Origin of the sequence: Streptomyces sp. URMC 123, assembly GCF_051386515.1 — a bacterium.
Lineage (GTDB): Bacteria > Actinomycetota > Actinomycetes > Streptomycetales > Streptomycetaceae > Streptomyces.
Map to the genome: position 1 here is coordinate 1 of NZ_JBPQTV010000163.1, position 14,285 is coordinate 14,285.

General features: G+C 75.1%; 7 protein-coding genes. 4 read left to right on the forward strand and 3 right to left on the reverse strand.

Going from position 1 to position 14,285, the window contains the following annotated elements; translation table 11 throughout:
- Positions 1–99 precede the first annotated feature (99 nt).
- A complete protein-coding gene (locus tag ACSNOD_RS19125) occupies positions 100–1,008 on the reverse strand; it encodes a hypothetical protein (protein WP_436768189.1) in 909 nt (302 codons plus the stop codon).
- A gap of 234 nt (positions 1,009–1,242) precedes the next feature.
- Here ACSNOD_RS19125 and ACSNOD_RS19130 point away from each other — a divergent pair, with 234 nt between their 5' ends.
- From ACSNOD_RS19130 to ACSNOD_RS19140, 3 genes are all read left to right on the forward strand, one after another.
- Entirely contained in the window at positions 1,243–1,497 is a 255-nt protein-coding gene (locus tag ACSNOD_RS19130) for an acyl carrier protein (protein WP_436768190.1), read from the forward strand.
- Positions 1,494–2,714 carry a beta-ketoacyl-[acyl-carrier-protein] synthase family protein gene (locus ACSNOD_RS19135; protein ID WP_436768191.1) on the forward strand — a complete coding sequence of 407 codons (1,221 nt, stop codon included), beginning with the start codon at positions 1,494–1,496 and terminating at the stop codon, positions 2,712–2,714. The genes ACSNOD_RS19130 and ACSNOD_RS19135 overlap by 4 nt, the downstream gene beginning before the upstream one ends.
- Positions 2,715–2,790: 76 nt before the next feature.
- Positions 2,791–4,110, forward strand: coding sequence for a wax ester/triacylglycerol synthase domain-containing protein (locus ACSNOD_RS19140; protein ID WP_436768192.1), 1,320 nt, complete (start codon positions 2,791–2,793; stop codon positions 4,108–4,110).
- Positions 4,111–4,165: 55 nt separating this feature from the next.
- Here ACSNOD_RS19140 and ACSNOD_RS19145 read toward each other — a convergent pair whose 3' ends face one another.
- Entirely contained in the window at positions 4,166–12,013 is a 7,848-nt protein-coding gene (locus tag ACSNOD_RS19145; protein ID WP_436768193.1) for an SDR family NAD(P)-dependent oxidoreductase, read from the reverse strand.
- Positions 12,014–12,313: 300 nt separating this feature from the next.
- On the opposite strand from ACSNOD_RS19145, the gene ACSNOD_RS19150 reads away from it, so the two are divergent.
- Positions 12,314–13,447 (forward strand): SDR family oxidoreductase, encoded by a 1,134-nt coding sequence (locus ACSNOD_RS19150; protein ID WP_436768194.1) that lies wholly within the window; start codon positions 12,314–12,316, stop codon positions 13,445–13,447.
- A 63-nt stretch (positions 13,448–13,510) separates the two neighbouring features.
- Here ACSNOD_RS19150 and ACSNOD_RS19155 read toward each other — a convergent pair whose 3' ends face one another.
- On the reverse strand, positions 13,511–14,188 hold the full coding sequence (locus ACSNOD_RS19155; RefSeq protein WP_436768195.1) for a uracil-DNA glycosylase: 678 nt from the start codon (positions 14,186–14,188) through the stop codon (positions 13,511–13,513).
- Positions 14,189–14,285: the final 97 nt, after the last annotated feature.

The following is a 14,285-nucleotide window of genomic DNA, read 5'->3' on the forward strand; positions in this document are numbered from 1 at the left end:
AAGGCCGGGGCAAAAGACCCGCCCCTTCGGGGCGGGCCTCAGGTCACGGAGAACGCACAACGGGGGCGTCACGCGAAACGAGCCAGGAGTCGGCCTGGTTCAGGGGCGATCGTCGATGACGATCGCCCCCGCGTCGGGGGATGGCGCGACGTCCTCGACCGCCGCGGCGATGCGGTCGTAGATCCGCCCCGCCAGCGCCCAGTCACTCGGCCCGCGCTCGGCCGCCCCGTCCCCCTGGGCCGTCTCCCAGAGCGCCGTGAGCGCGGCGATGAGGGAGGGCCCGGAGAGATCCACCCGCACCCGGCCGTCGTCGCCGGGCACGACCTCGCCCGGCACCCGGAAGTGCGGCTGGGCCACGGCCTGTTGGACGAGGTAGGCCCATGTGTCGCGGTGGCAGCTGAGGGGGACGACCGCGATGCCGGCCGCCGCGCCGAGCAGCCGGCGGTGTCGGTCCCACGCCTCCGCGCGGCTCTCGGCCGGGTCTTCGCGGGGGGCCGGGGCCGGCCCCGGCCCCGCGGACGGCACGCCGTCCGCAACAGAGGACCCCGTACCGGCGGCCGGGCCGGAGCCGGCCGCCACCGCCGCGCCCCCGCTCACCGCCGCAGCCGCGGCCGCGGCTGCGGCCACCGCGGCCGCCGCCTCGTGGGCCGACTCCGCCGCCGCCCGCGCCGACTCCGCCGCGGCCCGCGCGGCGGCCACCTCCGCCACGCACGCGCGAACCTGCTCGCAGAGCCGGTCGATGTCCTCCTGGACCGTCCGCGCCGCGCCGCGAGCCGCGGGGACGCCTTCCCGGCGGCCGCCGGCCTCACGCGTGTCCCGCAGATCGCGGAGCTTGTCGAAGAGCTGGCCGCGCACGTCGGAGAGCCGGGTGTCGAACGTGCTGATGATCTCCTGCCGGGCGGAGTCGACGGCGAGCCCGTGCCCCTCGGCCTTGCGGTGCATGTGCTCCATGAGATCCCGGCGCAGGTCCGCGATCGCCTCGAGGATCTTCCGTGTGCCGAACGGCATGCCGCCCCCCCTGTCGTAGCGCTGTGCAACCAGGGATGGCTCCCCGTGCCGACGATCGGGAACGCGACGGGATTCGGCCATCCTCGCGCACTCCGGCGGACTGCGGCGGACTGCGGCGGCCCGGCGTGCGCCCCCGTGGGCGCCGTGTTCGCGGCAATCGCGCCGGTTGCGGCGGCCCGTACGCGTATGGACCGTTGTGCGTGTCCGACGCGCCGCGCGGTTCGTTGGACCGACGTGGTCGAAACACATGACGTCCTGTTCGCGCGGCTGCGCTCCGTCCTGGTCGAAACGTTGCGCTTCCCGGCGGGTGACGTCGCCCCGGAGGCGGCGGTCCTCGACCTCGGGCTCGATTCGCTGGACGCGGCGGAGCTGTCCTCCGCGCTGCTCAAGCGGTGGGGCCTGCGGGTGGCGGTGCGGGATGTGTTCGCCACGGAGACGCTGCGGGACATCGTCGTCCTGATGGAGCGATCGCGGGTCCCGGCCCGGTGAGCGTCCGCGAGGTGGCCGTGACCGGGCTGGGGCTCGTGACGCCGGCCGGCATCGGGGTGGCGCGCAACTGGGAGACCGTGTGCGCCGGCCGGGGCACGGGGGCGGTGGACCCCGCCCTCGACGGCCTGCCGGTCCGGATCTCCTGCCGGGTGCCCGGCTTCGACGCCGAGGCCGGCCTCGGTGGCCGGCTCGCCCACCGGTCGGACCGGGCGACGCAGTTCGCCCTGGTAGCGGCCCGGGAAGCGGTCGCCGACGCGGGCCTGGACCCCGACGAGTGGTCGGGCGCGCGGGTCGGAGTGGTGCTGGGCACCGGACACGGCGGCTGCGGCACCTTCGAACAGGAGCACCGGGCGTTCCTCGAAGCCGGCGCGGACGAGGTGTCGCCGCTGTTCCACCCCCGGCAGCTGCCGAACATGGCAGCGGGTCTGGTCGCGCTGGACCGCGGCGCGCTGGGGCCCAATCTCGCCGTCAGCACCGCGTGCGCCTCCGGTGCGACCGCGGTGGGCACGGCCCGGGACCTCCTGCTGCTGAACCGCTGCGACGTGGTGCTCGCGGGCGCCTGTGAGGCCCCGGTGACGCCGATGACCATCGCCGGGTTCGCGCGGCTGGGGTCGCTGTCGCGGCGTCCGTGCGACCCGCGCCACGCGTCGAGCCCGTTCGACGCGGACCGCGACGGCTTCGTCGCCGCCGAAGGGGCCGCGATCCTGGTGCTGGAGCGGATGGCGCACGCCAGGGCGCGCGGGGCGCGGGTACGGGCGCGGCTGGTGGGTTACGGCGCGACGGCCGACGGGCACCACGTCACGGCCCCCGAGCCGCACGGCCGGGGCCTCGCCGCCGCCGTCGCGGCGGCGCTGCGGGACGCGGACGCCGCGGCGAGCGACGTGACCCACGTCAATGCCCATGGCACGGCCACGCCCGTCAACGATCGCCTGGAGGCGTCCGTCGTGAGCCGCGTGTACCCGGCCGGTCCCCTGGTGACCTCCACCAAGGGGGTGACCGGGCACCTCCTGGGGGCGGCCGGCGCCGTCGAGGCGGCCTACACCGTGCTCGCCGTCGAGCACGCCACGGTCCCGCCCACGGCGAATCTGCGCCGGCTGGACCCGCGGGTGGACGTGGATGTCGCCACCCGGCCCACGCCCGCGAACGTGGCCCTGGCGACGACCCACTCCATGGGCTTCGGCGGACAGAACGCCGTCCTCGCCTTCGCGGCCAGCTGACGTACCCGCTCGCCACCGCGCGCCCCCTCACCGACCACCCGTTCACCACCTGCCCCCTCACCACCGGCTGGATGCCATGCCCCTGTTCCCCGCCAGGCGTTCTCCCCACGCCACCACCGTTCCCGGCCCCCGCCGCTCCCCCGTCGACGAGGCCTTCGACGCGTTGGCGCGGCGGGCGCCGCGCGATGAGTACCTGCACAACACCCACGTCCTGCTGCTTCCGGGCGCCCCGCCCACCGTGGCCGCCGTGCGGGAGCACGTCGCGCGGCGCGCGGCGGCGGTACCGGCGCTCGCCGTCGTCGCCCGATCCCGGCGGTGGCACCGCCTCGTGGCGGCCGATCCGGGCGCCCATGTGCACGAGATCGCGCTCACCGACCGGCTCGGCGGGCGCGATCTGCTCGCCCGCACCATGCTCGAACAGAGCCTGCCCGCGCACGGTCCCCGCTGGGGGGTTTGGCTCGTCCACGGTTACGCGGACGCCGAGTACGCCCTGTGCTACCGGTCCCACCACGGCTTCCAGGACGCGTCCGCCGCGCTGTTCACCTTGCGGGCGCTCTTCGGCACCCCCGAGGACATGCCCTGCGCGCTGCCGGGCCGCGACCGGTTGTCCTGGTCCGCCGCGGCCCGGGTGATCGGGGACATGGCCCTGTCGTTCGCCCCGGCGGGCCGCGTCGTACGGCCGGCCGCGACGCCCGGCAGTACGCGGCTGGTCGTGCGGGCCGAGGTGGACCTGCGGCGGCTGCACGCGCTCGCGGTCGCCGCCAGGGTCAGCGTCAACGACGTTCACCTGGCCCTGACCGCCACGGCGGTCACGTCGTGGGCCCGGGCGGAGGCGCTGGGGCCGACGGCGCCCCACGCCTGCGTCCCGCTCGACCTGCGGGTGCGCGGCGAAGCCGGTACGGGGCTGGGCAACAGCATCGGCGTGGCGCGCGTACGGCTGTCCGACCTGGCCCGGCTGCTGGAGGACCCCGACGCGGCCGACGGTGTGGGGGCCCGCGTCCGGTCGGTGGAGTACCGGGCCGCGACCCGCCGGTTGCTCGCGCTGGCCCCTGGCCCGATCGCCCGGTGGGTGGCGCGGCATCAGGCGCACCCGCGGCACACGTCCATGATCGCCTCCCGGGTGGTCTACCCCCGGCGGCTGGCGTTCGGGGGGCAGCCCGTGCGGGACGCGTTCGCCATCCCCAGCCTGCTGCCGGGGCAGCTGTGCTTCTCCACCCTGACCAGCCTGGGCCGCGGGGCCCAGGTAGCGTTCGTCGCGGACGCGGCGCTGCCCGGTGCCGAGCACCTTGCGCGGCGTTGGGCGGCCGCCCTGACCCGGCTGGAGCACGCGTTCCGCACGGCCGGTTCGCCGACGGAGCGGGAGGAGCGGACATCAGGAGTGACGCCGCACTCCTGATGTCCGCTCCTCCCTCCGTCTCCCGCCCCGGCCTCCCCGCGGGCCGGGGCCCCGGCTATCGCGAGGACGTCGCGAGAGCGGCCGACTCGGCTTCCGCGTCCGCCGCCGGGGGCTCGGGCTCCGCCTTCGACGCCGCCGGTTCGGGTGCCGCGGCCGGCGCCGGGCGCTCGGGCTCAGCGGCCACCGCGGGCCCCGCCTGTGCCGGCATCGTGGCGGACGCCGCCGGCAGCTCGACGCCGTCCGGCGGTGCCACCGTCACGCCCCCCGCGCCGGACAGGCCGAGCCGCAGATAGAGGATGCGGGCGCAGTCGGCGATCGTCCCGTTGCTGCGCAGCAGTTCCATCGGCGGCACCTCGATGTCGTAGCGCTGCCGGATGGTCACCAGGAGCTGTGCCCCCATGAGCGAGTCCATCCCGTACTCGTCCAGCCGGCGGTGGTGGTCCAGCTGCTCCGGTTCCATGTGCAGGACCTCCGCCAGCAGTTCGGCGATCTGCTGGGCGAGGCAGTCGAGCGCCTCCTGGGTGCTCATGCCGGCGAGCGCGGCCAGCATCTCCTCCTTGCTCACGCCCTGGGCGTCATGGACCGGAACCAGCTTCTCCAGGCGGGGGCTGCGCAGCAGCGGCAGCACGGCGGCCATCTTGCCGAGGTCCGATTTCGTGAGGGCGACGACGTCGACGCCGTCGCCGGCGGACACGATCCCGCGCGCGTGGTGCAGGGCCTCCGCCGAGGTCATCGTGGTGAGGCCCATGGACTCCACCGACGACACCAGCCCGGTGCGGGCCACGTATCCGGTGTCGCCGATCGCCCCCCACGCCACGGCCAGGGCCCCTTCGCCCCGGTGCCGCCGCTTGCGGGCGAGCGCCTCCAGATAGAGGTTGCCCGCCACGTACGGTGCCTGTCGCACATTGCCGATGAGTGTCGTGCCCGAGGAGTAGAGCAGGAACAGGTCCAGTTCCCCGCCGCGTTCCCGCGCCAGCGCGTCCAGGGTGCGCGCGCCCGCCATCTTGGGGGCGAGCACGGCGGCGTGCCGCCGCGCGTCGAGCTCGGTCAGCGCCGCGTCGTCCAGGTGCATGGCGGCGTGCACGACGCCGCGGAGCGGATGGCCCTCGGCCTCGATCTTGTCCAGGATCTCCGCCACCGCCCGCCGGTCGCAGACATCGGCCGCGTGCGCGCTGGCCGTGACGCCCTTCGCGGCCAGCCGCTCCAGCACTCCCGCGGCCTCCGGGGCGTCCGCGCCGCGGCGGCTGAGCAGCGCGATGCGCCGGGCGCCCAGATCGGCCAGCCACTCGGCCGTCGCCGCTCCGAACCCCCCGGTCCCGCCGGTGACCAGGTACGCGCCGTCGGGGTCGAGACGGGGCGTACGGGTCCGGGGGTGGACCCGCGGCGGCTGGTCCAGCGGGTCGAAGGTGACGACGACCTTGCCGATGTGCCGCGAGTGCTGCAGGAGCTGGAACGCCTCGTCCACGCGGGCGGCGGGGAAGGCGGTGTACGGGAGGCCGACGGAGGTGCTGCCGCGGTACATCTCGGCCAGTTGCTCGCACATCCGGGCGTGGGCCGGGTCCGCGGGCGCCACCTGCGCCACGTCCACTCCGAAGAAGGCGATGTTCCTGCGGAACGGGCGCAGCAGCAGCTGGTTGTTCTCGTAGAAGTCGCGCTTGCCCAGCTCGACGAACCGGCCGCCGGAGCGGAGGAGGTCGAGGCTGCGGGCCATGCCCTCGCCGGCCAGGGAGTTGAGCACGACGTCCACGCCCCGCCCCTCGGTGATCTCCCGCACCTGGGTGACGAAGTCCAGCGTGCGCGAGTCCAGGACGTGCTCCACGCCCAGGTCGCGCAGGAGCGTGCGCTTGAAGGAGCTCCCGGCCGTGGCGATCACTCGTGCGTTGACGCTCCGCAGGTACGCGATGGCCGCCAGGCCGACGCCGCCCGCGGCCCCGTGGACGAGGACCGTCTCGCCCTCGCGCACGCGGGCCAGCTCGCCGAGGGAGTAGAGGACCGTCGTGGCGGCCACCGGCAGGGTGGCCGCCGCGGCGAACGGGGTGTCCGGCGCCAGCCGCAGCAGGTCCGCGCGCCGCATCACGGCGTGGCTGGCGAGCGCGGCCGGTGCCATCCCGCCGACGCGGTCGCCGGGGGACAGATCGGTCACACCCGGGCCGCAGGCGACCACCACACCCGCGCACTCCAGCCCGAACCCCTCCGTCCGCAGGGTCTCCTCCACCGCCTCCGCGGGCAGCAGGCCGGTGGACCGCATGATGTCGAGGTAGTTGAGCGCCGCGGCCCGCACCTCGACGAGGACTTCGCCCGGACCGGCGGCGAGCGGCTCCTCCTCGCGCCACTCCAGCTGGTACGAGAGCCCGGGGTTGCGCACGTGCAGCCGGTACGGGGACGCCTCGGGGCCGGGGACCGTCCAGTGGTGGTCCCGCTCCCGGGGGACGAAGCGATCGCGCGCGGTGAGCAGCACTTCGTCCTCGTCCGTGGGGTGGAGGAGCTCGGCGGCCAGGCGCCGGGCGTCGTCGGACGGGGAACCGGAGCGGTGCAGGCTGAGGCGCCGGGTGCGGATGTCGGCGTACTCGTTGGCCACCGTGCGGGCGGCGCCCCAGATGGCGGCGTGTTCGGGGTGCCGGGGCTCCTCCGGCGCGGGCAGGGCGCCGCTGGGGTGGGTCACCAGCCACAGGTCGATGTCCGCCCCGGGGGCGAGCTTTCCGCACAGGGAGACGATGTCGGCCAGCAGGGTGATGCGACGGGCCGTCGCCGGTACGGGGTCGTCGGCCGTGGTGTCCGTTCCGGTGCCCAGGAGCAGGGTGATCGTGAGCTTCTCGGCGCCGATGGGCAGTTCGTCCCGCAGGGTCGAGCGCCAGGTGTCCGCCCCGTCGTCCACCGAGGCGGTCCGGACGCGGGCCGCGCCCGCGGTTTCGAGCACCGCGGCCGTCTCGCGGGCGAGTTCCTCCTCGGTGCCGCCGTCGGTGAGCAGGACGTGGGTGGCGCGGACGGACTCCGACGGCTCCGGGGCCGGGGGTTCCTCCGCGCCGGGGGTGTCGTCGCCGTCCGCCGCGGCCGGCCGGGAGGCGAGGAAGACCGATCCGACGGTGTGCTCCGGCAGCGCCCGGACCGCGCCGGTGTAGCCGCACGTGTCCAGCAGGGGGAGCCACTTGTCGTGCGGCAGCAGCACGCAGTCGGGCCGCAGGTCGCGGTCGGTGTTGGCGAAGAAGCTGTCCAGCGTGCCGAACACCGGTGCCATCAGCTCGTGGTCGTGGATCTCGATGCCCAGCAGGAGCGCGCCGGGGGCCAGCAGCCGGCGGACGCGGCGCAGCGCGGCGGTGAGGTCGGCGGCGGTGTGCAGGGCGTTGGCGGCGACGACGAGGTCGTAGCCGCCTTCGGTGAAGCCCTGCTCGACGAGGTCGGTGTCCAGGTCGAGCGTGGCGTACTCCACGAAGTCGTAGGCGGAGAAGCGGATTTCGGCCTGGGTGAAGAAGAGCGGGGAGATGTCGGTGAAGGTGTAGCGGGTGCGGTCGGCGGGGAGCAGCGGCAGGAGCGCGGCCGTGGTGCCTCCCGTGCCGGCGCCGATCTCCAGGACGCGCAGCGTGCGGTCCGCGGGCCACTGGCGCACCAGCTCGTCGACGAGGGCCCCGGCGGTGCGGTTCTGGAGCCGCATGAACGGCACCGTGTCATACATCTGTTCCAGTGCGGCGCGGGCCGCGGCGTCCTTGACCAGCCGCTCCAGCGGGTTCTCGTCCTCGTCCTCCAGCCCTCGCATCTGGAAGGCGCCGAGGGCGACGACGGGGAAGAACGGCTGGTGCTCGGGGCGGATCTCCTCCAGCGTGGACAGGGCGGGCGTCGGGGCGTCCGGTGTCGCACGCCACGTTCCGTCCCCCTCCGCGGACCAGATCCCCGACCGCTCCAGAAGAGGCGCCAGAAGGGGGAACAGGCGCCGCAGCCGGGGGGAGGCGCCCGCGGCCACGAGGTCGTCGACGCCGAACGCGCGGTCCGGGTCCTTCAGCATCCCGGCGACCTGGACGGCGAGCCGGGACCCCGCGAACTCCTTGGCGTCCGCGAGGACCTCGTCGATGCGCTGCTGCCGCCAGGTCTCGCGGATCGGGGCCAACCGGTCGGCGGCCCGTTCGAGCAGCCGCTCCGGCGCGGGCAGCGGGGACGGCGCGCTGCGCGAGCCGGGGAGCGGGGCGGCGCGCATCTCGGTGCGCAGAATGCTCACGGGGGCGCGCCGCGCGACCGGCACCCGGCGCAGCCGGCAGCCCTCCAGCTCCACGGACACGACCCCGTCGTCGTCGGTGACGACGATGTCCCAGCACACCTCGGCCTCGGTCCTGCCGCGCTCGCGCACGCGGAACACGCCGGTCGGGGCGGGGGTGTCCCACACCCGCACCCTGCCGATGGCGGCGGGCAGATACGCGTTCCCCTCGGCGAGCCGGTCCCGGAGCAGGGCGGCGCCGGTCTGCAGCGCGCCGTCCAGGAGCGCCGGGTGGACGGTGTACGGCTCGCCCGGCGCGTCGTGCCGGTAGCGCGCCAGCGCCGTGTCGCCGCCTGCCCGCAGTTCGGTGAGCGGGCGGAAGGATTCGCCGTACTGCAGCCCGTTCTCCTCGCAGGCGCGGTAGAACTCGTCCGGGTCGATGGCCTCGGGGCAGTCCCGCCGCGCCGCCGCGAGGTCGAGCGGCCGCGGGCGGCGGCCGAGGCGCTTGCGCACCTGTGCCCGGACGTGCGGGCGCGGCTGGTTGGAGTGTTCGTCCGTACTGGTGACCGAGAAGGCCCCGTCGGGTACGGACAGCGAGGTCTGTACGCGGATGCCGGAGGCGTCCGGCCACGGCACGACGAGCGCGCTGCTGATGTCGAGGTGCTCGACCTCGCAGTCCGCCTTCAGCGCCAGGCGGCCGGCGGCCAGGGCCATCTCCACATAGCCGGTGGCGGGCAGGACGACGCTGCCGCCCACCCGGTGGTCGGCGAGCCACCGGGCCAGCGTCGGCTCCACGCTGCCCTCCCACGCCGGCAGCGGCGCGGGCATCCGCTCGCCGAGCAGCGGGTGCAGGCGCCGGCCGTCGCCCCGGGGATTCACCCACGAGTGCGGGTTGCCGTTCCAGTGCCGCTCCCGCTGCCAGGGGTAGGCGGGGAGGTCGACGACGGCGCCGGGGCGCGGGAAGTGCCGGCCCCAGTCGATGTCGGCGCCCACCGCCAGGAGCGCCGCCCGGGCGGTGGCCATCTCCGCGGGGCCGTCGCCGTCCCGGCGGAGGGTGGGCAGGACGGCCACGGTGGTGCCGCGGCGGGTGGCGGCCACGCGCCGCAGATAGGTCCGCAGCGCCGGGTGCGGGCCGACCTCCAGGAAGATGTCGGCCCCGTCGTCGAGGGCCTTCCCGACGGCGTCGGCGAAGCGGACCGGCTGCCGGACGTTCTGCCACCAGTAGTCGGCGGTGAGGTGGTCGCCGTCGAGCCGGGTGCCGGTGACCGTGGAGTAGAAGCGCGTCTCCTCCGCGCCGGGCCGCAGCCCGTCGAGGGCCTCCAGCAGCGGCTCGCGCAGCGGGTCCATGGCGGAGCTGTGGAACGCGTAGTCCAGATCGAGCTCGCGGTGGAAGACCCCGCGCTCCTCCAGGCGCCGGCCGAGCTCCGCGAGGGCGTCGGGGTCCCCCGCGACGGTCACGTCCTGTTCGCTGTTGACGCCCGCGACCTCCAAGCGGCCCCGGAAGGCGTTGAGTTCGGTGGCGGCCTGCTCGGCGGAGAGGCCGACGGCCGCCATCCGCCCGCTGCAGGCCGCACCGGCCTGCACCCGGCTGCGCTCGGCGATCACCCGCGCGGCCTGGGCGAGGGTGAGGGCGCCCGCCGCGTGGGCCGCGGCGACCTCTCCGACGCTGTGGCCGAGGACCGCGGCGGGGTCGACACCGTCCTCCCGCAGCATCGCCAGCAGCCCCAGTTGCAGGGTGAACAGCAGCGGTTGGGCGATCTCGGTCGCCGCCAGCCGCCACTCCTCCCGCGGGGTGTCCAGGTACGCGGCCACCGACCAGCCCAGCAGCGGCGTCAGTTCGGCGTCGACGTCCGCCACGGCGCGCCGGAAGGTCTCGTCGTGCCGCAGCAGGTCGGCGCCCATGCCCGCCCACTGGGACCCGTTGCCGGTGAAGACCAGGGCGACGCGGCCGTGTGCGACGGCTTCCCCGCGGGCGGCCCCGTACGCGCCGCCGTCCCCGGCCGGCGCGTCCGCGTCGGTCGCCTCGTCCGCCCCGGTCGACTCCACCCCGGCCGGCCTGTCCGCCCCGGTCGACTCCACCCCGGCCGGCCTGTCCGCCCCGGCCGACGCCTCCGCGTCGGTCGCCTCGCCGCCCTCGCTCGCCTGGTCCCCGCCGGTCAGCGTGCGCAGCGCCCGGGCCGCCTCCGCCGGGGAGTCGGCCAGCACGACCGCCCGGTGCGGGTGCCGCCCCCGCCGCCGGCACGCCGTGTGGGCGAGGTCGTAGAACTCCTCCGGCGCCGCCTCCCCCAGCCGCCGCGCGTTGAGTTCGACGGCCTCGTCCAGGGCCTGCGGGGTGCGGGCGGTGACCAGGAACGGCAGCCGCCCGGGCACGGGCGCCGACGGCTCCCGCTCCTGCTCCGGCGCCCGCCGCGGGGCGGGGGCGGCCCCGAGAATGACGTGCGCGTTCGCCCCGCCGAACCCGAAGGAGTTGACGCCCACCACGGGCCGCTCCGTGGCCGGCAGCACGCGGGGCTCACGGGTGAGGGACAGCCCGAGGCCGGTGAAGTCGATCTCGGGGTGCGGCTTCTCGGCGTGCAGGGAGGCGGGCACCCGGCCGTGTCGCAGGACCAGCAGCGCCTTGCACAGCCCCGCCATGCCCGACGCGGGCTCCAGGTGGCCCGTGTTGCTCTTGACCGAGCCGATCGGGAGATCGCCGGTGATGCGGCGCATGCCCAGCGCGCGGCCGATGGCCATGGCCTCCGCCGGGTCGCCGACCGGCGTCCCCGTGCCGTGCGCCTCGAAGTAGACGAGCTCGTCGGGGTGGACGCCCGCCCGTTCGTACACCTCGCGCAGCAGCCGCTCCTGCAGATCGGGGTTGGGCAGGGCCAGCCCGAAGGTCCGGCCGTCGCTGTTGCTCCCGCTGCCCAGGATCACCGCGTGCACCCGGTCGCCGTCCGCCTGGGCGTCCGACAGCCGCTTGAGCAGGACGACTCCGCCGCCCTCGGCCCGTACGAACCCGTCGGCGTCGGCGGAGAAGGAGGCGCAGTGGCCCGCGCGCGAGAGCATCGCCGCCTGGGAGAAGCCGATGTAGTGATAGGGACTGAGCAGCATGTTGGCGCCGCCGCACACCGCCGCCCCGCTGGTGCCCTGCCACAGGGTCTGACAGGCGCGGTCCAGGGCGACCAGGGAGGAGGAGCAGGCGGTGTCGACGGCCATGCTCGGACCGTGCAGGTCGAAGGCGTACGACAGCCGGTTCGCCGCGATCGAGGAGGCGGAGCCGGACATGGTGTACGGGCCGACGGTGCGGACGGAGGCCATCTGCAGCGCCCCGTAGGAGGCGTCCGAGATGCCGACGTAGACGGCCGTGTCCGAACCGGCCAGCGACTCGGGGGCGATGGCGGCGTCGTCGAGGGCCTCGGCCGTCAGCTCCAGCAGCAGCCGGTGCTGCGGGTCCATGTGGGCGGCCTCCACCGGGGAGATGCCGAAGTAGCCGGCGTCGAAGGAGTCCACTTCGTCCAGGAAACCGCCCGCCGCCGTGTAGCTCTTGGCGGTGCGCGGTGTCACCGTGTCGACGAACAGGTCCTTCTCGAACCGGTCCGGGGGGACCTCCCCGACCAGGTCCCGTCCTTCCTCCAGAGCCGACCACAGCTCCGCCAGGTTCCGGACACCTCCCGGAAGCCGACAGGAGACCCCGACGATGGCGAGGGGTTCCAGCGAGTGTGTGCTTTCGGCCTGGTGCATCTGTGCATGCCTCCGGAGGGAGAGAGAGCTCGTCCCGGAAGGCAGTACGACGCATCTGCCGGCACCGGGCCACGACGGACGCTCAGCGTAGGAAGGACAAGGCCCACCAAGGCCCCGTATTCACCTGGTTGCTCCAGAGATGTCAACACTTCACCCGCATGGGCTATTTACGGCATCGTGGCCCGACGTCTCCTTCCGTGGGTTCCCCGTCCCGGCTCCGTCGTGCCGCGCGCCGCCCGTGGTGCCGTTGCGGTAGGCATGGCTCTCGCACAGGCCGCACGAGAGCGAGAGAGGACCGTCGTGTCCGTACTGTTCACGGGAGCCACCGGGTTCGTGGGAAGCCGCGTGCTGCGCCGGCTGCTCGCCACCGACCCGGAGCGCACGATCACCGTGCTGGGCCGGGACACCCCGGACGTCCTGCGGGAGCGGGTCGCCCGCGCGGTCACCTGGCTGACCACACCGGAGTTGCCGCCGGGCGCGCTCGACCGCGTCCGGTACGTCACCGTCGACCTGACGCACCCCCGGCTGGGGCTGGCGGAGACCCGGTACGACGCGCTGGCGGAGGGTGTCGACCAGGTGTGGCACTGCGCGGCGCTGCTGTCCCTGAAGGACGAGGCGGAAGCGTCGTTCAAGACCAACGTCGTCGGGACCCGCAATGTCCTGGCCCTCGCCGACCGGGCGCCGCGGGCGCAGGTGGTGCACGTCAGCACCGCGTACGTGGTGGGGCGGCGCGTGCACGGCCCGGTCCTGGAGGACGACCTGACCGACGAGTACGGCTTCCATGTCCCCTATCAGCAGACCAAGTTCCAGGCCGAGCGGCTGGTGCGGGCCTGGAGCGCGAGCAGGCGGCGCAGCGTGCTCGTCCAGCGGCTCGGGCTGCTCGTCGACGACAGGGCCGCGCCCGAGGGCGTGCCCGGACAGCCGCTCGACGCGCTGAACCGCGGCATCGACGAGGCGCTGCGGCAGCGCCTCCCCACCACCGAGGTCGCCGCTCTGCTGGACCGGCCCGAGGGCGCGCCCGGCACGCTCCGCTTCCGCGTGCGCTGCGACCCGGACGGCGAAGTGTCCCTGCTGCAGGCCGACTACGCGGCGGACGCCATGGTCGCCACCGCTCGCGCGCACACGAGCCCGGGCCTGCGCACGGTGCACATCGTCCACCCGGGGAGCACCCCGTTCCGTGCGATCGCCGCCGCGTACGAGGCCCGCTACCCGGGGCTGTCGCTCGTCCTCACGCGCCGCATCAAGCACCCCACGCCCGATGAGCTCCAGGCCGAACAGGCGTACGCGGACTTCGTCTCCACGGCCGGGGGCCGGTGCCCGGTCTTCGACCGCAGCACTCTGCGCGCCCTGGTGCCGGACCTCCCCGACCCCGACCCCGTCGACGTGGCCTACCTGGCGCGGGCCGTCGCCCGCCCGGAGCCCTGCCCGGTGTGACGCCGCCGGTTCACGGCGGTCACCGCTGTCATGGCGGTCACCGCTGTGGCGGCGGCCACCGGTTCACGGCAGTCGCCAGTCCACCGGCTGGGAACCCTGCCGGACCAGCAGCTCGTTGGTCTTGCTGAACGGGCGGGAGCCGAAGAACCCGCGGTCCGCCGACATCGGCGAGGGGTGGGCGGACTCGACCGCCGGCAGATCACCGAGCAGCGGGCGCACGTTCCGCGCGTCACGCCCCCACAGCACCGACACCAATGGCTTGCCGCGGGCCACCAGGGCCCGGATGGCCTGCTCGGTGACCTCCTCCCAGCCCTTGCCCCGGTGTGCCCCGGGCTTGCGGGGCGCGGTGGTCAGCGCCCTGTTGAGCAGGAGCACGCCCTGCCGGGTCCAGGGCGTCAGGTCGCCGTTGGAGGGCCGCGGCAGCCCCAGGTCGGCGTTCAGCTCCCGGAAGATGTTCTCCAGGCTCCCGGGCAGCTGACGGACCTCGGGCGCCACCGCGAAGCTGTGCCCGATGGCCATGCCGGGGGTGGGATAGGGGTCCTGACCCAGGATCAGCACCCGCACCTCGTCGAAGGGCTGTTGGAACGCCCGCAGGACATGAGCCCCGGCGGGCAGGTACGTACGGCCGGCCGCGATCTCCGCGCGGAGGAAGTCGCCCATCGCGGCGATCCGTCCGGCCACCGGACGCAGCGCGTCCGCCCACCCCGGCTCCACAAGTTCACTCAACGGTCGTGCTGCCACGACATGTCACCCTACCGGCGCACGGAGGGCTCCTCCGACGCGCGCCCCCCGCAGCGGCCCCCACCGAGGGGGGCGGCGCGGTGGGCGTCGTGGGGGC